This is a genomic window from Nocardioides sp. B129/18 (genome assembly GCF_055282735.1).
The window spans coordinates 2,939-19,853 of record NZ_JBUZJI010000012.1 but is presented as its reverse complement, the minus strand read 5'-3'; the positions used below and the strand labels follow the sequence as shown (position 1 = coordinate 19,853).

Annotated in this window: 16 protein-coding genes; 9 read left to right on the top strand and 7 right to left on the bottom strand. The window is 73.8% G+C overall.

The genetic code is table 11. From position 1 onward, the window contains the following. Nucleotides 1-91: 91 nt before the first annotated feature. From ACZDWJ_RS10555 to ACZDWJ_RS10540, 4 genes are all read right to left on the bottom strand, one after another. Nucleotides 92-592 carry a thioesterase family protein gene (locus tag ACZDWJ_RS10555; protein ID WP_463520914.1) on the bottom strand — a complete coding sequence of 167 codons (501 nt, stop codon included), beginning with the start codon at nucleotides 590-592 and terminating at the stop codon, nucleotides 92-94. Between the two features lie 19 nt (nucleotides 593-611). Next, nucleotides 612-3,749, bottom strand: coding sequence for a fused isobutyryl-CoA mutase/GTPase IcmF (icmF, locus tag ACZDWJ_RS10550; protein ID WP_463520913.1), 3,138 nt, complete (start codon nucleotides 3,747-3,749; stop codon nucleotides 612-614). A 207-nt stretch (nucleotides 3,750-3,956) separates the two neighbouring features. Continuing rightward, nucleotides 3,957-4,466 (bottom strand): MarR family winged helix-turn-helix transcriptional regulator, encoded by a 510-nt coding sequence (locus ACZDWJ_RS10545; protein ID WP_463520912.1) that lies wholly within the window; start codon nucleotides 4,464-4,466, stop codon nucleotides 3,957-3,959. A gap of 29 nt (nucleotides 4,467-4,495) precedes the next feature. Continuing rightward, on the bottom strand, nucleotides 4,496-5,275 hold the full coding sequence (locus tag ACZDWJ_RS10540; RefSeq protein ID WP_463520911.1) for a putative protein N(5)-glutamine methyltransferase: 780 nt from the start codon (nucleotides 5,273-5,275) through the stop codon (nucleotides 4,496-4,498). Between the two features lie 62 nt (nucleotides 5,276-5,337). On the opposite strand from ACZDWJ_RS10540, the gene ACZDWJ_RS10535 reads away from it, so the two are divergent. From ACZDWJ_RS10535 to ACZDWJ_RS10520, 4 genes are all read left to right on the top strand, one after another. After that, nucleotides 5,338-6,546 carry an oxidoreductase gene (locus tag ACZDWJ_RS10535; RefSeq protein WP_463520910.1) on the top strand — a complete coding sequence of 403 codons (1,209 nt, stop codon included), beginning with the start codon at nucleotides 5,338-5,340 and terminating at the stop codon, nucleotides 6,544-6,546. Between the two features lie 121 nt (nucleotides 6,547-6,667). Further along, entirely contained in the window at nucleotides 6,668-7,789 is a 1,122-nt protein-coding gene (locus ACZDWJ_RS10530) for an NAD(P)H-dependent amine dehydrogenase family protein (RefSeq protein ID WP_463520909.1), read from the top strand. Next, complete coding sequence (locus tag ACZDWJ_RS10525) at nucleotides 7,786-8,613, top strand: SDR family oxidoreductase (RefSeq protein ID WP_463520908.1); 828 nt, start codon at nucleotides 7,786-7,788, stop codon at nucleotides 8,611-8,613. The genes ACZDWJ_RS10530 and ACZDWJ_RS10525 overlap by 4 nt, the downstream gene beginning before the upstream one ends. 10 nt (nucleotides 8,614-8,623) lie before the next feature. After that, nucleotides 8,624-9,706 (top strand): MBL fold metallo-hydrolase, encoded by a 1,083-nt coding sequence (locus tag ACZDWJ_RS10520; protein WP_463520907.1) that lies wholly within the window; start codon nucleotides 8,624-8,626, stop codon nucleotides 9,704-9,706. A gap of 162 nt (nucleotides 9,707-9,868) precedes the next feature. Here the strand turns inward: ACZDWJ_RS10520 and ACZDWJ_RS10515 are convergent, their stop codons facing one another. From ACZDWJ_RS10515 to ACZDWJ_RS10505, 3 genes are all read right to left on the bottom strand, one after another. Further along, the gene (locus tag ACZDWJ_RS10515; RefSeq protein WP_463520906.1) at nucleotides 9,869-10,075 is read right to left on the bottom strand and encodes a hypothetical protein; all 207 of its coding nucleotides are present in this window, start codon (nucleotides 10,073-10,075) and stop codon (nucleotides 9,869-9,871) included. 120 nt (nucleotides 10,076-10,195) lie between these two features. After that, nucleotides 10,196-11,455, bottom strand: a complete 1,260-nt coding sequence (locus ACZDWJ_RS10510) for a glycerophosphodiester phosphodiesterase (RefSeq protein WP_463520905.1) — start codon at nucleotides 11,453-11,455, stop codon at nucleotides 10,196-10,198. Nucleotides 11,456-11,545: 90 nt separating this feature from the next. After that, nucleotides 11,546-12,463: an alpha/beta hydrolase fold domain-containing protein gene (locus ACZDWJ_RS10505; protein WP_463520904.1), complete on the bottom strand. Its 918-nt coding sequence runs from the start codon at nucleotides 12,461-12,463 to the stop codon at nucleotides 11,546-11,548. A gap of 118 nt (nucleotides 12,464-12,581) precedes the next feature. Here ACZDWJ_RS10505 and ACZDWJ_RS10500 point away from each other — a divergent pair, with 118 nt between their 5' ends. Genes ACZDWJ_RS10500 through ACZDWJ_RS10480 form a run of 5 tightly spaced genes read left to right on the top strand, consistent with a single transcriptional unit; the run spans nucleotide 12,582 to nucleotide 16,873 of the window. Then, nucleotides 12,582-13,283, top strand: a complete 702-nt coding sequence (locus ACZDWJ_RS10500) for a TetR/AcrR family transcriptional regulator (protein ID WP_463520903.1) — start codon at nucleotides 12,582-12,584, stop codon at nucleotides 13,281-13,283. Between the two features lie 55 nt (nucleotides 13,284-13,338). Further along, nucleotides 13,339-14,577, top strand: coding sequence for an acyl-CoA dehydrogenase family protein (locus ACZDWJ_RS10495; RefSeq protein ID WP_463520902.1), 1,239 nt, complete (start codon nucleotides 13,339-13,341; stop codon nucleotides 14,575-14,577). Continuing rightward, nucleotides 14,574-15,629 (top strand): phosphotransferase family protein, encoded by a 1,056-nt coding sequence (locus ACZDWJ_RS10490; protein WP_463520901.1) that lies wholly within the window; start codon nucleotides 14,574-14,576, stop codon nucleotides 15,627-15,629. Before ACZDWJ_RS10495 ends, ACZDWJ_RS10490 begins: the two co-directional genes overlap by 4 nt. Nucleotides 15,630-15,647: 18 nt before the next feature. Beyond that, entirely contained in the window at nucleotides 15,648-16,418 is a 771-nt protein-coding gene (locus ACZDWJ_RS10485) for a crotonase/enoyl-CoA hydratase family protein (protein WP_463520900.1), read from the top strand. After that, a complete protein-coding gene (locus ACZDWJ_RS10480) occupies nucleotides 16,415-16,873 on the top strand; it encodes a DUF4334 domain-containing protein (RefSeq protein ID WP_463520899.1) in 459 nt (152 codons plus the stop codon). Before ACZDWJ_RS10485 ends, ACZDWJ_RS10480 begins: the two co-directional genes overlap by 4 nt. Nucleotides 16,874-16,915 lie beyond the last annotated feature (42 nt).

Below are 16,915 nucleotides of genomic sequence, written 5' to 3'. Positions count from 1 at the left end.
CGTCGAGACCTGCGAGACACGTCACGCGGGGGCAGTTTCCCCGGATATCCGGGGAAACTGGCATGCCGCCGGGGGCATCCGCACAGAGCGCTCAGCGCAGGGCGATGACGCCCGAGGTGGCCGGCTCCCAGTCGAGGCCGGCGTGCTCGGCGATGCGGGCGTCGAGGGCGGCGGCGACGTCGCCGGGCCAGGGGGCGGTGAGGCGGTCGCCGAGGTCGATGTGGAGGAAGATCTCCTCGAAGACGCAGGAGACCCGCTGGTGGGTCTCGTCGAGGATGTAGACCAGCGCGTGGGCGGCCCGCTCGGAGCGGCCGAGCAGGCGCACCCGCACCGACATCCGGTCGCCGGTGCGCAGCTCGGCGAGGTACCAGACGTGGTGCTCGGCGGAGAAGCAGGCGTGACCGGCGACCAGCGGCCAGTTCTGCGGGATGCCGAGGTCGACGAGGGACTCGTCGAGGCCCTCGCTGCCGATGCCGAGGTAGTGGCGCACGTTGAGGTGGCCGTTGGAGTCCTCGAAGGCGACGGGGACCGGCTGCTCCGCGTAGGCGGGCAGGTCGGCGAGCTGGTCGTAGGTGGGGTGCGTGGTGGTCACGAGAGGCGACCCTAGGCGCTCACACGTTGCGACGGTAGGCGCCGCCCACCTCGAAGAACGCCTCGGTGACCTGGCCCAGCGTGCAGACCCGCGCGGCGTCCATGAGCACGGCGAAGACGTTCTCCCCGGACGTCGCCGCGGCCTTGAGGCGGGCCAGCGCCTGCTGGGCCTCCTCGGCGTGCTCGGCCTGGAAGGCGCGGACGCGCTGGAGCTGGGAGGTCTTCTCGGCCTCGGTGGCGCGGGCGAGCTCGATCTCCTGCGGCTCGGCGTCGTCGGCGTGCGGGCTGCGGAAGGTGTTGACGCCGATGATCGGCAGCGAGCCGTCGTGCTTGCGGTGCTCGTAGAGCATCGACTCGTCCTGGATGCGGCCGCGCTGGTAGCCGGTCTCCATGGCGCCGAGGACGCCGCCGCGCTCGTTGATGCGGTCGAACTCCAGCAGCACGGCCTCCTCGACGAGGTCGGTGAGCTCGTCGATGATGAACGAGCCCTGGAGCGGGTTCTCGTTCATCGCCAGACCCCACTCGCGGTTGATGATCAGCTGGATCGCCAGCGCGCGGCGCACCGACTCCTCGGTGGGGGTCGTGACGGCCTCGTCGTAGGCGTTGGTGTGCAGGCTGTTGGCGTTGTCGTAGATCGCGATGAGCGCCTGCAGGGTGGTGCGGATGTCGTTGAAGTCCATCTCCTGCGCGTGCAGGGAGCGGCCGGAGGTCTGCACGTGGTACTTCAGCTTCTGGCTGCGCTCGTTCGCGCCGTAGCGCTCCTTCATCGCCACCGCCCAGATGCGCCGCGCGACGCGTCCGATGACGGAGTACTCGGGGTCCATGCCGTTGGAGAAGAAGAACGACAGGTTGGGCGCGAAGTCGTCGACGTCCATGCCGCGCGCGAGGTAGGACTCGACGTAGGTGAAGCCGTTGGCGAGGGTGAAGGCCAGCTGGCTGATGGGGTTCGCCCCGGCCTCGGCGATGTGATAGCCGGAGATGCTCACCGAGTAGAAGTTGCGGACGTCGCGCTCGATGAACCACTGCTGGATGTCGGCCATGCAGCGCAGCGAGAACTCGGTGGAGAACAGGCAGGTGTTCTGGCCCTGGTCCTCCTTGAGGATGTCGGCCTGCACGGTGCCGCGGACGGTGCGCAGCGCCTCGGCTGGGTCGACGCCGCGCTCGCGCGCCTGGTCGAGGACGGTGTTGAGGAAGAACGCCAGGACGGTGGGCGCGGGGCCGTTGATGGTCATCGAGACGCTGGTGGTGGGCGCCAGGAGGTCGAAGCCGTGGTAGAGGTCGTGCATGTCCTGCAACGTGGCGACGCTGACGCCCGAGGTGCCGACCTTGCCGTAGACGTCGGGACGCTCGTCGGGGTCGCGACCGTAGAGGGTGACGGAGTCGAAGGCGGTGGAGAGCCGGGTGGCCGGCTGGCCCTCGGAGAGCACCTTGAAGCGGCGGTTGGTGCGGCCGGGGTCGCCCTCGCCGGCGAACATGCGGGCGGGGTCCTCGCCCTCGCGCTTGAACGGGAAGACGCCGGCGGTGAAGGGGTAGCGGCCGGGCAGGTTCTCGCTGCGCCAGAACCGGACGAGCTCGCCGTGGTCCTCGTAGCGCGGCAGCGCCACCTTCGGGATCTCGTTGCCCGAGAGCGAGGTGCGCCGCGGGGCGGCGGCGTACTGCTCGACGACGGCCGGCCACCCGTCGATCTGGTCGCGGATCTCGCGGGGGAGGTCGGCGCGGGCGTCGGCGAGCAGGGCGTCGATCTCGGCGCGCTCGGTGAGCTCGTAGGCCACCGCCGCCAGGCGCTGGACGCGGCGCGCGGCGTGGGCCAGCTCGGTGGTGCGGGCGTGGTAGCCGCGGACGGTCTCGGAGATCTCCGCGAGGTAGCGCACGCGGCTGGCCGGGACGAGCTGGCGGATGCGGGTGGAGGTCTTGTGGGCCACCGGCGCCAAGGTGCCCTCGGCGGCCGGGAGGCCCTTCTCGACGAGCAGGTCGCGCAGGTGCTGGTAGAGCGCGGTGACGCCGTCGTCGTCGAAGGTGGCCGCCGAGGTGCCGAAGACCGGCATGTCGGAGGGCTGGGAGCCGAAGGCCTCGCGGTTGCGCACCAGCTGGCGGCCGACGTCGCGCAGGGCGTCCTCGGCGCCGCGGCGCTCGAACTTGTTGATGGCCACGACGTCGGCGAAGTCGAGCATGTCGATCTTCTCCAGCTGCGAGGCGGCGCCGAACTCCGGCGTCATGACGTAGAGGGAGGAGTCGACGAACGGGACGATGGCGGCGTCGCCCTGGCCGATGCCGGGGGTCTCGACGATGACGAGGTCGAACCCGGCGGCGCGGACGACGGTGAGGACGTCGTCGAGGTGGTCGGGCAGCTCGTGGGCGCCTCGGGTGGCCAGGGAGCGGAACAGGACGCGGTCGCCGTCGAGGCTGTTCATGCGGATGCGGTCGCCGAGCAGCGCGCCGCCGCCCTTGCGGCGGGTGGGGTCGACGGCGATGACCGCGACGCGCAGCTTGTCCTGCTGGTCGACGCGCAGGCGCCGGACGAGCTCGTCGGTGAGGGAGGACTTGCCCGAGCCGCCGGTGCCGGTGATGCCGAGGACGGGACGGTGCGAGCGGGCCGCGCGCAGGGCGTCGAGCATGGCCGGCGGCAGGGTGCCGAGCTCGGCGCCGGTGATGGCGCGGGCGACGGCGCGGCGGTCGCCGGCGAGCACCTGCTCGGCGTCGACGGGGCCCTGCGCCCACAGGTCGTGGTCGCACTCGCGGACGACGGTGTTGACCATGCCGGCCAGGCCGAGGCGCTGGCCGTCCTCGGGGGAGAAGATGGTGACGCCGCTGGCGCGCAGCCGTGCGATCTCGGCCGGGACGATGACGCCCCCGCCGCCGCCGACGACCTTGACGTGCCCGGCGCCGGCCTCGCGCAGCCGCTCGACGAGGTACTCGAAGTACTCGACGTGGCCGCCCTGGTAGCTGGAGACCGCGACGCCGTGGACGTCCTCCTCAAGCGCGGCGTCGACGACCTCCTGCACCGAGCGGTTGTGGCCCAGGTGGATGACCTCGCAGCCCTGGCTCTGGAAGATCCGCCGCATGATGTTGATGGAGGCGTCGTGGCCGTCGAAGAGGCTCGAGGCCGTCACCAGCCGCACGGGGTTGCGGGGGACGTGCAGGGCGGGGGCGTCGTTCACGGGTGCTCCGGGGAAGGTCGGCGTCAAAAGGTTGGATGTCCAACCATTCGATTGTAGGACGTCCAAGCATCGGAGCGGAAGGGCTCGGACGTGCCGGTTCGGACCAGTGCCGCGGGGCTCAGGATGGGCGATCCCTGCGGATGGTGGGCGATGCTTCGCCTGTCACTCGAGGGTTTCCCCGGTCGACCGGGGAAACCGCCCGGGCCGTCAGTCGACGACGTCCCCACCCGCGGCCCGCAGCTCCCGCAGCAGCCCGGAGAGGCGGGCGATCTGGTCGTGGTCGAGGCCGGGGGAGCCGAAGACGTCGCGGTTGAGGCCGTCGGTGGCGCGGGCGACGATGGCGCGGCCCGCGTCGGTGAGGCAGGCCAGGACGATGCGGCGGTCGACGTCGCTGCGCACCCGCTCGACGAAGCCCTGCCGCTCGAGGCGGTCGACGGCGCTGGTGACCGACGTGGGGTGCACCTGCAGCAGCGAGCCGAGCTTCATCATCGGCATCTGCCCGCGGGAGGAGAACGCCAGCAGCTGCAGCACCTCGTAGCGGGCGAAGGTGAGGTCGAGGGGGCGCAGGACGGCGTCGATGCGCTCCATCGCCAGCTGGGTGGTGCGCACCAGCGAGGTCACCATCGCCATGCCGTCGGCGGCGTCGCCCCAGCCGTGCGCGGTCCACTGACGGTGGGCCTCGCGGATGGGGTCGCGGCGCTGGCTGGTGGGGCTCATCGCGCACCAGTGTGGCGGATGGGGCGCGCTCAGGGGGCCGGACGCCGGATGCTGACGGCGCACGCGCCGCGCTCGTCGTCGCGGTGCACGGTGCCGACGAGCCCGTGCCGGGCGACGATCTCGAGGAGCGTGGCGGTCTGCGCTGGGGCGCACTCGGTGACCACCGCGCCGTCCGGACGCAGCCACGCGGGCGCGTCGGCCAGGATGCGCCGGTGGAGCGCCAGGCCGTCGGGGCCGCCGTCGAGGGCGAGTCGGTGCTCGTGCTCGCGGGCCTCGCGCGGCATCGCCGGGACGGCGTCGCTGGGCACGTAGGGCGCGTTGCAGACGACGACGGCCAGGCGTCCGCGCAGGTGCGTCGGGACGGCGTCCCACAGGTCGCCCTCGAGGACGCGCTCGGGCGGCAGGTGGGCGCGGGCGCAGGCCAGGGCGACGGGGTCGAGGTCGGCCGACCACAGCTCGACGCCGGGAACGCGTCGGGCCACCGCGGCGCCGAGCGCCCCGGTGCCGCAGCACAGGTCGAGGACGACGTCGCCCGGCACAGCCCGTGCGGCCGCGAGCTCGACGAGCAGCAGCGAGCGCTGGCGCGGCACGAACGCGCCCGGTGCGGCCGGGATCCGCAGCCCGTCGAGCTCGGCCCAGCCGAGGACCGTCTCCAGCGGCTCGCCTGCGATCCGGCGGACGACGAGGGCCTCGAGGTCGGGTGCGTCGGCCGCGCGCAGCAGCCGCGCCTCCTCCTCGGCGAAGACGCACCCGGCCGCGCGCAGGCGCGCCACAAGCGGATCGGGGCGGCTGGGCCGGAATGTCGACACGGCGACATCCTGCCCGTCTCGATCACTAGAACACGTTCTCGTTCCGGCGCTATCGTGACGCCGTGACCGCCCCCGACGTCTTCGCGCCCACCACCCTCGGCCCGATCGCGCTGCGCAACCGCACCGTCAAGGCGGCCACCTTCGAGGGCGCGACGCCCGAGGGCCAGGTGACCGATCGGCTCATCGAGTACCACCTCGCCGTGGCCCGCGGCGGCATCGGCCTGACGACGGTGGCCTACCTCGCCGTCGCCCCCGAGGGCCGCACGCACCGCGAGGTGATCGTCCTCGGCGAGGACACCCTGCCCGGCCTCGCGCGCCTGGCTGACGCCGTCCACGCCACCGGCGCCAAGATCGCCGGCCAGGTGGGGCACGCCGGACCCGTCGCGAACGGCCGGTCGAACGGCGTCCACGCGCTGGCGGCCTCGCGGATGCCGAGCCCGCTGTCGATGCAGATGATCCGCTCGGCCACCGAGGCCGACCTCACGCGCATCACCCGCGCCTACGTCGACGGCGCCCGCGTGCTCGTGCGCGCCGGGTTCGACGTGCTCGAGCTGCACATGGCGCACAGCTACCTCATCTCCTCCTTCCTCGCCCCGGGCCTCAATCGCCGCAGGGACCGCTGGGGCGGGTCGCTGGAGAACCGCACCCGGCTGGCGCGTCAGGTGGCGCGGGCGGTGCGCGAGGAGGTCGGCGACGAGGTGGCCGTCACCGCGAAGGTCTCGACCTCCGACGGGTTCAAGGGCGGCGTCACCACCGACGAGGGCGTCGAGCTGGCCCGGATGCTCGAGGCCGACGGCACCGTCGACGCGCTCCAGCTCTCCGGCGGCTCCTCGCTGATGAACCCGATGTACCTCTTCCGCGGCGAGGCGCCGGTCAAGGAGTTCGCCGCGTCCATGCCGTGGCTGGTGCGGATGGGCATGCGCACTCCCGTCGGCCGCTCGTTCCTCAAGGCCTACCCGTTCGAGGAGGCCTACTTCCTCGAGCGCGCGCTGCGCTTCCGCGAGGCCGTGGACCTGCCGCTCATGCTGCTCGGCGGCATCAACCGCACCGAGACGATGGAGCGGGCCATGGAGCTCGGCTTCGACTTCGTCGCGATGGGACGCGCGGTGCTGCGCGAGCCGGACCTCGTCAACCGCCTGGCGGCCGGCCGTGCCGAGGCCGGCGTCTGCATCCACTGCAACCGCTGCATGCCGACGATCTACTCGCAGGCCGGCACGCACTGCCCGATCGCCGGTCCGGTGCTGGCGGTGCGCGGCCCCGAGCGCTTGTGACGCGGAGTCCCGTGCACTGGCCCCCGGTTATGACCGGTGGGAAGTGCGCGGGACTCCGCGTTACATGCCGCCTGACGCCGACACCCTGGCGCATTTCTAGAACGTGTTCTAGGTTACGGCCATGTCGCTGGTCGTGCCCGAGAAGCCGCTGCGCGTCGTCGTCTGGTCCACCGGGACCGTCGGACGGCACGCCATCAAGGGCGTCGACGCCCACCCCGACCTCGAGCTGGTGGGGGTGTGGGTCTCCAGCGCCGCCAAGGACGGGCAGGACGTCGGGACGCTCGCCGAGCTCGGGCGCGAGCTCGGCATCCGCGCCACCACCGACCGCGAGGCGCTCCTCGCGCTGCGGCCCGACGCGATCGTCCACACCGCCATGACCGACGACCGGCCCTTCGAGGCGATCGAGGACCTGGTCTGGATGATCGAGAACGGCGTCAACGTCGTCAGCTCCGGGCCGGTGCTGCTGCAGTGGCCCGAGCGGATCCTGCCCGAGGACATGATCGAGCGGATCCAGGCCGCCGGACGCCGCGGCGACGCCTCGCTGCACGTCAACGGCATCGACCCCGGCTTCGCCAACGACGTGCTGCCGCTGGTGATGACCAGCCTCTCCCAGCGCATCGACGAGGTGCGCGTCATGGAGGTCTGCGACTACTCCACCTACTACCAGCCGGTCGTCATGGGCGACCTGTTCGGCTTCGGGCGCCCGATGGAGGAGGTCGGCATGCTCTGGCAGCCGGGCATCCTCGCGATGGCGTGGGGCAGCGTCGTCCGTCAGATCGCCGCGGGCCTGGGCGTCACGCTCGACGAGCCGCTGATCGAGGAGGTCGAGCGACGCCCGGCCGAGCGCGACACTCCCAGCGTGTCCGGCGACATCGCCACCGGGACGATGGGCGCCGTGCGGTTCCAGCTCATCGGGGCCGTCGACGGCGTCCCGCGCGTGGTGCTCGAGCACGTCACCCGCACCGACCCCGCCGCCCACGACGACTGGGAGCGTCCGCCCGCCGGCACCGACGGCTGCTACCGGGTGCGCATCACCGGCGAGCCGATGATGACCGTCGACCTCGTGCACCACGGCGAGCACGGCGACCACAACGTCAGCGGCATGATCACCACCGCCCAGCGCCTGGTGAACGCCCTGCCCGCGGTCTGCGCCGCGCAGCCGGGTCTGGTCACCGCCCTCGACCTGCCGCTCGTCACCGGCCGCGGCCTGGTGACCGGCACGACCCGGAAGGACGCCCGATGAGCATCCTCGACCGCTTCTCCCTCACCGACCACGTCGCGGTGGTCACCGGCGCCGGACGCGGCATCGGCGCCGCCACCGCGGTGGCGCTCGCGCAGGCCGGGGCCGACGTCGTCATCTCCTCGCGCACCGCCAGCCAGCTCGGCGTCGTCGCCGAGGCGATCGAGGCGGCCGGACGCCGGGCGCTGATCGTGCCCGCCGACCTGGCCGACACCGAGGCCGTCGCGAACCTGGCCCACGCGGCCTTCGAGGAGTTCGGCCGGCTCGACACGGTGGTCAACAACGTCGGCGGCACCATCCCCAACGCCTTCCTCGACACCGACGTCGCCTACCTCGAGGAGGCGTTCCACTTCAACGTCTCCACCGCCCACGCGCTCAGCCGGGCGGCCGTCCCGCTGATGCTGGCGGCCGCGCCCGAGGGGCAGAAGTCGATCGTCGGGATCTCCTCGATGATGGGCCGCGCCGCCGGCCGCGGCTACCTCGCCTACGGCGTCGCGAAGGCCGCGCTCGCGCACTGGACCCGGCTGGCCGCCACCGACCTCGCGCCCGGCATCCGCGTCAACGGCATCTACGTCGGCTCGGTGATGACCTCCGCGCTGGAGTTCGTCGCCGGCGTGCCGGAGATGATGGACCAGATGGAGACCAAGACGCCGCTGGGCCGCGTCGGGGAGGCCGAGGACATCGCCGCCGGGGTGCTCTACCTCGCCAGCCGCGCCGGGCAGTACGTCACCGGCAAGCTCCTGGAGATCGACGGCGGCATCCAGCAGCCCAACCTCGACCTCGCCCTTCCGGACGTCGCTCCGGCCCCGGCATCGCCGTCGGCCTAGAGTCGCGCCCGTGATCCCCGACAGCGCTCCGCCCACCGGCGTCCCCACCGCCGCCGCGATCTCGCCGGACTCCGGCCGGCACTGGAGCGACGAGGGGGCCTGGGAGGTCGAGCCGGGGCTGTGGCGCATCCCGCTGCCGCTGCCGATGGACGGCCTGAAGGCCATCAACGTCTACGTCATCGCCACCGACGACGGCCTCACGCTCGTCGACGGCGGCTGGGCGATCCCCGAGGCCCGCGAGCTGCTCGACCGGTGCCTGCGCTCGGTGGGCTCCGGGTTCGGCGACATCCGCCGGTTCCTGGTGACCCACATCCACCGCGACCACTACACGATGGCGCGGGTGCTGGGCACCGAGCTCGGCGTCGACGTCGCCCTGGGCCGCGACGAGGAGCCGGGCCTGCACCTGCTCAACCACGTCGACGACCTCACCGAGAACCCCTTCACGCGGGTGCTCGTCACCGCCGGCGCGCACGACCTCGCCGAGATGTGGGCGCGCATGGACGACGACCGCGAGGAGCCCGACCCCGCGATGTGGGCCTACCCCGACACCTGGCTGGAGGGCGACGCCGAGATCGCCGTCGGCGCCCGCACGCTCGACGCCGTCCACACCCCCGGCCACACGCCGGGCCACTACGTCTACGCCGACCGCGCCGCCGGACTGCTCTTCGCCGGCGACCACGTGCTGCCCACCATCACGCCCTCCATCGGCTTCACCGTGCCGCCGGTCGAGCAGCCGCTGGGCGACTTCCTGGCCTCGCTGGCCAAGGTGCGCTCGCTGCCCGACCTGCGGATCCTGCCCGCCCACGGACCGGTGGCGCCGTCCTCGCACGCCCGCGTCGACGAGCTCGTCGCCCATCACGAGCGCCGCCTCGACCTCTCCCTGGCCGCCCTCGCCGGCGGCGAGCAGAGCTCCTACGACGTCGCGCGCCAGCTCGGCTGGACGCGTCACGAGCGTGACTTCACCGAGCTCGACCCCTTCAGCCAGGGCATGGCCGCCATGGAGACCAAGGCCCACCTCGACCTGCTGGTGGCGCAGGGGCGGGCCGCTCGGGCGGGTCTCGTCGACGACGCCGTGCGGTACCGCGTGGGGTGAGCGTCGCTCCTGGGGCGGTGTCGTCGGGCCTGTGGATGGCGGGTGCCCCAATTACCCGGCTGGCCGGGTAATCGTGCGCTTGGCACGGGACATGTCCCGTGCCAAGCGCACAGTTCGCGTGCCAAGTCAGGCCGAGTCCGACGCCGGCCTGTGGACGACGGACTACCGGCGGCCGGGTCGGACGACGGTCCAGATCACCACGCCGAGCGCGACCGCGGCCAGCACGAACCCGGCGGCGGCGATGAGCACGGCGACGGTGTACGCCCCGACGTGGCCGGCGGCGGCGGCGGAGTGGCTGGCCTGGCCGGCCACGAGCCACACGACGGCGCCGAGGAGCAGGTAGGCGATCGGCCGGCGGATCAGCTCCATGGCCAGCACCCTAGCCGTCCGCAGGCTGACCGACGGGCGCGCCGAGCGATCGGACGCAGCCGGCCGGCGCCGTGCCCAGGGAGCGGGCGACGACGCCGGCCGGGACCGGGGACGAGGACGTCAGCGGGCAGCCTGCGCGCGAGCGTCCGCGCGGTGGCCGTGCTGACCGCCGTGGCCGCCGTGACCGCCGTGGCCCGAGCGCGCCCGCACCCACGCGTCGCGGGCCGAGACGGCGATGTCGGGGTTGTCGGAGAAGACCGAGTCGACGCCGGCGTCGAGCAGGGCCTTGGTCTCGCCGGCGAGGTCGCCGCGGGCGTTGGGGTCGGTGCCGCGCTGGAAGTTCGTCGGCAGGAACTGGTTCTCCACGCGCAGCGTCCAGGTGACGACGCGCAGGCCGGCGCGGTGGGCGTCGGGCACCAGGGTGCTGGGCGTACCGGTGGCGCCGGAGGCGTCGCGCGGCAGGATCAGCGTCTTGGTGGGCGCCAGCCAGGTGGCGTAGCGGGCGACGCCGCGCAGGCCGGCGGGGGTGATCAGGTCGGCGTAGGTCGTCGAGGAGCCCGCGGCCTTGAGGTCGTACGGGGCGCCGGCGGCGTCGACGAGCTGCACCAGCGGCACGGGGGTCATCCGGTGCAGGCGTTGGAGGTTGCCCACCTCGAAGCTCTGGATGACGACGGGGGAGGTGCGCTGGTCGAGGTGGTTGCGCTGGAGCACCGAGACGAGGCGACCCTCGAGCGGCAGGCCGATGGAGGCGAAGTAGGTGGGGTGCTTGGTCTCCGGGGCGATCGCGATGGTGCGGTGCAGGCGACGCGACTCGCTGCGGGCCAGGTCGATGACCTGCTGCAGGGTCGGGATCTCGTACGTGCCGTCGTAGACGGTGTTGCCCGGACGCACCTGCGGCAGGCGCTCCTTGGCGCGCAGGGTGCGCAGCTCGGCGTAGGTGAAGTCCTCGGTGAACCAGCCGGTCTCCGAGACGCCGTCGACGACCTTGGTGGTCTTGCGGTCGGCGAACTCGGGGTGGTCGGCGACGTCGGTGGTGGTGCTGATCTCGTTCTCGTGACGCGCGACGAGCACGCCGTCCTTGGTGGCGACCAGGTCGGGCTCGATGAAGTCGGCGCCCATCGCGATGGCCAGGCGGTAGGAGGCCAGCGTGTGCTCGGGGCGGTAGCCCGACGCGCCGCGGTGGCCGATGACGAGGGGGCGCCGCAGCTGCTGGACGGCGTGCGTGCCGCCGTGCTCGCCGCGGCCGCCGCGCGCTGCGTCGGCGGCGTCGCCGTCGGCCTGGGCGGGGACGGTGAGGGCGATCAGGGGAAGGCCGCCGGCGAGCAGGGCGCCGAGCAGCCGGGTGGCGCGCCGAGAGCGCGCGGGGGTCCGAGTGGTCATGCCTCCGACCCGATCAGGCGCGGGTGACGCGGACGCGAGCAGCAGGTGAACCAGGGGTGCGCGGGAGGGTGAGCAGCCTCAGGTCAGCGGTCAGGCCGGGACGCGACGCCCGTCGAGGAAGGCGGAGGTCTGCGCCCAGGCCCGGCGCGCCTCGGGGATGCCCGGGAGGATCGGGTAGACGTGGATGAGGTCGGGCTCCTCGCGGTAGATCAGCCGCCAGTCGGCGTCGGCGGCGCGGGAGACCAGCAGGCGGCAGCCGGGCAGCAGGAGGTCGCGGGTGCCGCACAGCAGCAGCGTCGGCGGGAGTCCGTTGAGGTCGCCGAGGGCGGGGGAGACCTCGGGACGGTCGAGGTCGGCCGGGGTGCCGGCCCACCAGTCGGCGTAGGCGTGCAGCTTGCTCAGCCGCAGCCAGGGGTCGCGCGCGGCGAACCAGGTGGTCGACGGCGTCGAGGTGGTGAGGTCGACCCACGGCGCGAGCAGCAGCAGCTGCTCGGGGGTGGGCAGGCCGGCGTCGCGCAGGCTCTGGGCGACGGCCAGCGCGATGTTGCCGCCGGCGGAGTCGCCGCCCAGCAGCACCGGGCCCTGCTCGCACCAGCGGGCGACGAGGGCGACGTGCGCGTCATGGGAGTCGCGCCAGGTGAACTCGGGTGCCAGCGGGTAGTCGGGGATGACGACGCGCGCCCGCAGCCGGCGGCCCAGCCGCGCGAGGTAGCGGACGTGGAAGGCGTCGATGCCGCTGACGAAGCCGCCGCCGTGCATCCACACGATGGTGCGCTCCGGCGTCGCCCCGCGCGGGGTGAGGGTGTGGACGGGGAACCCGGCGGCGTGGTCGGTGACGAGCTCGAAGCGTCGGCCCAGCCCGGGCACGAGACCGGTGGGCAGCGCGTGGTCGAGCGAGGCCTGCCAGCGCAGCAGGCGCTCGCGCTCACGCTCCTCGGAGTCCAGCTCGCGGGAGCGCCGCACCCGCGGGACGGCGGCGGCGAGGAACTGATGACGCAGGCTCGGCACGCTCCGATCCAAGCAGCGTCCCGGTGCCCGCGGCGATGGCTGCGGCCGGGTCGTGTCGAAACCGTGACCGGTCCAGCCCTCCTGCACGGTGTCGGCGAGGGGGCCTACAGTCGCCGTCATGCCCGAGCCCGAGGTCGTCCGCGCTGCCGATCCCGCCTCGCCCGCGGACGGGGCGGCCGGGGCGGCCGGGGACGACTGGTCGGACTGGCGCGTCTACGGCCCGCCGCGGCTCTCGCGGGTGCTCGCCGCGGCGCTGGAGACCTTCGTCGAGCACGGCTATCACGGCACGTCCGTGCGCGATCTCGCCGCCGCCAGCGGCCTGTCGGTGCCGGGCGTCTACCACCACCACCCCTCCAAGCAGGCGATCCTCGTCGACCTCATGGAGGCGACGATGACCGAGCTGCTCGGACGCAGCAGCGCGGCGCTCGCGGAGGCCGGCGACGACCCGGTGGCGCGCTTCGACCTCGTGGTGGAGTCGCTGCTGCGCTTCCACATGGCGCGTCGCGCGCAGGCCTTCGTCGGCTCCTCGGAGCTGCGCAGCCTCGAGCCCGAGGCCCGCGCGCGGGTGGTGGGTCTGCGCGACGCCCAGCAGGCGATGGTGGTGGCCGCCATCGAGGACGCCGTCGCGCAGGGCTCCTTCACCACCCCGTATCCGGGCGACGTCGCGCGGGCCATCTCGACGCTCGCGATCGGCGTGGCCACCTGGTACCGCGAGGACGGCCCGCAGGAGCCCGACGAGGTGGTGCGCCGTCAGCTCTCCCTCGCCCGGGCCCTGGCGCTGCCCGCCTCGACCGTGGTGCCGGGGGCCGCGGGCGGCTAGTCTGGGCGCCGACCGATCGCTCGCTCGGTCATCCCCGTTCGATCGCGAGGCCCGCATGACCACCACCGCCCCCGCTGCCCGGCCGGAGCCCACCCCCGCATCCGCCGGTCGGCTCGCCGAGGTCGCCGCCCTGCGCGAGCGCACCGCCGCGTTCGTGCGCGACGTCGTGCTGCCGATCGAGGACGCCCACGACGGCGACGTCGAGGCCGCCGGCGGCGAGGAGCTGCGGACGCGTCTGCAGGCCGCCGCCCGCGACGCCGCGGTGCTCGCGCCGCACGCGCCCGTCGAGTTCGGTGGTCTGGGGCTGGGCATGGTCGAGCGGGCGGGGGTGTTCGAGGAGGCCGGCTACGGGCTCTTCGGTCCGCTGGCCACGCATGTCGCCGCGCCCGACGAGGGCAACGTGCACCTGCTCGATCACGTCGCCAGCGCCGCCCAGCGCGAGCGCTACCTGGCGCCGCTGGCCCGCGCCGAGGTGCGCTCGGCGTTCGCGATGACCGAGCCCGCCCCGGGCGCCGGCGCGGACCCGTCGATGCTGCTCACCCGGGCCACGAAGGTCGACGGCGGCTGGGTCGTCAACGGCCGCAAGTGGTTCATCACCGGTGCCGACGGCGCGGCGTTCTTCATCACCATGGCGCGCACCTCCGGGGAGCCCGGCGGGGGCGGCGGCGCCACGATGTTCCTCATGCCCGCCGACACCGAGGGGCTCGAGGTCGTGCGTCACGTCGGCACCACCGACACCTCCATGCTCGGCGGCCACTGCGAGATGAGCTTCACCGACGCCTTCGTCCCCGACGACGACGTGCTCGGCGGCGTCGACGAGGGCTTCCGCTACGCCCAGGTGCGGCTCGGTCCGGCCCGGATGACCCACGTGATGCGCTGGACCGGCGCCGCGCGTCGCGCCCACGAGGTCGCCGTCGCGCACGTCGCGGGCCGCGAGGCGTTCGGCTCCCGCCTCTCCGACCTCGGCCTGATGCAGCAGCTGATCGCCGACAACGAGATCGACCTCGCCGCCACCCGAGCCCTCCTGCTCGAGGCCTGCCGGGTGCTCGACGACGGCGGGCGTGCCTCGAAGGAGACCTCGATCGCCAAGACCTTCGCCGCCGAGGCGCTGCACCGCGTGGCCGACCGCGCCCAGCAGATGTGCGGCGGGCTGGGCGTCTCCACCGAGCTGCCGATCGCCCGCATCGCCCGCGAGATCCGGCCCTTCCGCATCTACGACGGCCCCTCGGAGGTGCACCGCTGGTCGATCGCCAAGCGCGCGGTCAGGGCGATCACCGCCGAGCACGGCGGATGAGCGCCGTCGCCGCCGTGCCCGAGCTGAGCGCGGCCGACCTCGACGCCGTCGCCGGCGTCATCGCCGACGCCGGCACCGCGGTGTCCGGCCCGCTGAGCGCGCGCCTGATCGCGGGCGGTCGCTCGAACCTGACGTACAGGCTGAGCGACGCCGCCGGCGCCGCCTGGGTGATGCGCACCCCGCCCCGCGCGGGCCGCACCCCCTCGGCGCACGACGTCGCCCGCGAGTGGCGCATCGTCGCCGGTCTCGGCGCGTCCCCGGTGCCGGTGGCCCCGGCCGTCGCGCTGTGCGAGGACGAGTCGCTGCTCGGCGTCCCGTTCGCGGTGTGCGGCTTCGTCGAGGGCGTCACGGTGCAGTCGCGCGAGCACTTCGAGGGCCTCGACCCCGCGCAGCGCGACGCCGCCGTCGAGGCGCTGGTGAGCACCCTGGCCGCGCTGCACCGCGTGGTGCCGGCGGAGGTGGGTCTCGGCGAGCTGGGGCGTCCCGACGGCTACGCCGCCCGCCAGCTCAAGCGGTGGAGCGGGCAGTGGGACATCGTCGGCGCGGCCTTCCCCGAGGCCGTGCGCGAGGACGCCGTCCGCCTGGCCCAGCGGCTCGCCGACGCCCTGCCGCGGCAGGCCGCCACCGGCGTCGTCCACGGCGACTACCGCATCGACAACACCCTGCTGCGCCTGGGTGATGACTCCTCCGCGCAGGTGGCGGCCGTCGTCGACTGGGAGCTCTCGACGCTGGGCGATCCCGTCGCCGACGTCGCGATGATGAGCGTCTACCGCCACCCCTACTTCGACCTCGTGATGGGCGAGCCCACCGCCTGGACCAGCGACCTGCTGCCCGACGTCGCGGCCCTGGCCGCGGCGTACGAGGCGGCCGGCGGCGTCGAGCTGGTCGACTGGGAGTCCCACCTGGCGCTGGGCTGCTTCAAGATCGCGGTGATCGCGGCTGGCATCGACCACCGCCACCGCGCGGGCGCCTCGGCCGGCAGCGACGCCGCGGCGCGGGCCGGCGAGGCTGTGGGGCCGTATCTGGTCGAGGGTCTGGCGCACCTGGGCTGAGCCCACCAGCATGACCCCATGAGCGACGACATGCCCGTGCTGGTCGAGGCCCGCGACGGCGTCCAGGTGATCACCATCAACCGCCCCGAGGCGAAGAACGCGCTCAACGGCGCGGTGGCCCGGGGGATCGCCGCGGCGATCGACGAGCTGGAGGACTCCGACGCGCTGCGCGTCGGCGTCCTCACCGGCGCGGGCGGCACGTTCTCGGCCGGCATGGACCTCAAGGCGTTCCTCACCGGTGACGTCCCGCTGGTGGGCGACCGCGGCCTGGGCGGCCTGACGCAGGCCCCGCCGCGCAAGCCGCTGATCGCGGCCGTCGAGGGCTGGGCGGTGGCCGGCGGCTTCGAGCTGACGCTGGCCTGTGACCTCGTCGTCGCCTCCCGCGAGGCGCGCTTCGGCGTCCCGGAGGTCAAGCGGGCGCTGGTGGCCGCCGCGGGCGCCGCGATCCTGCTGCCGCAGCGCATCCCGCAGGCGATCGCCCTGGAGATGCTGCTCACCGGCGACCCCATCACCGCCGAGCGCGCCGCCGAGCTGGGCCTGGTCAACCGGCTCACCGACGCCGGCGGCGCGCTGGAGGGCGCGCTGGCGCTGGCCGCGCGGATCGCCGAGAACGGCCCGCTGGCCGTCGCGGTCTCCAAGCAGATCGCCCGCTCCGCCCCCGACTGGACCCTCGAGGAGGCCTGGCAGCGTCAGGCCGAGCTCGTCGGCCCGGTGATGGGCTCCGACGACGCCCGCGAGGGGGCCACCGCGTTCGCCGAGAAGCGGCCGCCGGTGTGGACGGGACGATGACCCCACGCGAGCAGGTGGCCGCGCTGCAGGCCGCCGACCGCGTCGACCCCGCCGAGCTCGACGCCCTGTGGGCCGCGCTGCCGACCGTGCGTCCCGAGGAGATCCTCGGCTCCTGGCGCGGCTCGGACTTCGCCACCGGCCACCCCGTCGGAGCCCTGCTGGTCTCCTCCCGCTGGCACGGCAAGCGGTTCGTCTCCGTGCGCGAGGCGCACCCGCTGGTCTGCCGCGACGACGACGGCGCGTTGTTCTCCAACGAGCCGCTCGGCAAGGGGTTGGCGTCGCTGTGGCCCGTGGAGTTCCGCGGCGAGGTGACGGCCACGATGGTCTACGACGGCCAGCCCGTCCTCGACCACTTCAAGGCCGTTGACGCCGACACGCTCCTCGGGGTGATGAACGGCAAGGGGGTGCTCGTCGACGGGCAGCACTACTGGTTCCTGCTGGAGCGGGAGGGGTAGGCCCCGATTACCCGGCTGACCGGGTAATCGTGCGCTTGGCAC

Coding starts and splice junctions, on each gene's coding strand:
- ACZDWJ_RS10500 (WP_463520903.1), top strand. CDS start 12,582: ATGCCCGAGCCCGAGGTCGTCCGCGCTGCCGATCCCGCCTCGCCCGCG.
- ACZDWJ_RS10480 (WP_463520899.1), top strand. CDS start 16,415: ATGACCCCACGCGAGCAGGTGGCCGCGCTGCAGGCCGCCGACCGCGTC.
- ACZDWJ_RS10490 (WP_463520901.1), top strand. CDS start 14,574: ATGAGCGCCGTCGCCGCCGTGCCCGAGCTGAGCGCGGCCGACCTCGAC.
- ACZDWJ_RS10545 (WP_463520912.1), bottom strand. CDS start 4,466: ATGAGCCCCACCAGCCAGCGCCGCGACCCCATCCGCGAGGCCCACCGT.
- ACZDWJ_RS10510 (WP_463520905.1), bottom strand. CDS start 11,455: ATGACCACTCGGACCCCCGCGCGCTCTCGGCGCGCCACCCGGCTGCTC.
- ACZDWJ_RS10525 (WP_463520908.1), top strand. CDS start 7,786: ATGAGCATCCTCGACCGCTTCTCCCTCACCGACCACGTCGCGGTGGTC.
- ACZDWJ_RS10530 (WP_463520909.1), top strand. CDS start 6,668: ATGTCGCTGGTCGTGCCCGAGAAGCCGCTGCGCGTCGTCGTCTGGTCC.
- ACZDWJ_RS10495 (WP_463520902.1), top strand. CDS start 13,339: ATGACCACCACCGCCCCCGCTGCCCGGCCGGAGCCCACCCCCGCATCC.
- ACZDWJ_RS10515 (WP_463520906.1), bottom strand. CDS start 10,075: ATGGAGCTGATCCGCCGGCCGATCGCCTACCTGCTCCTCGGCGCCGTC.
- ACZDWJ_RS10485 (WP_463520900.1), top strand. CDS start 15,648: ATGAGCGACGACATGCCCGTGCTGGTCGAGGCCCGCGACGGCGTCCAG.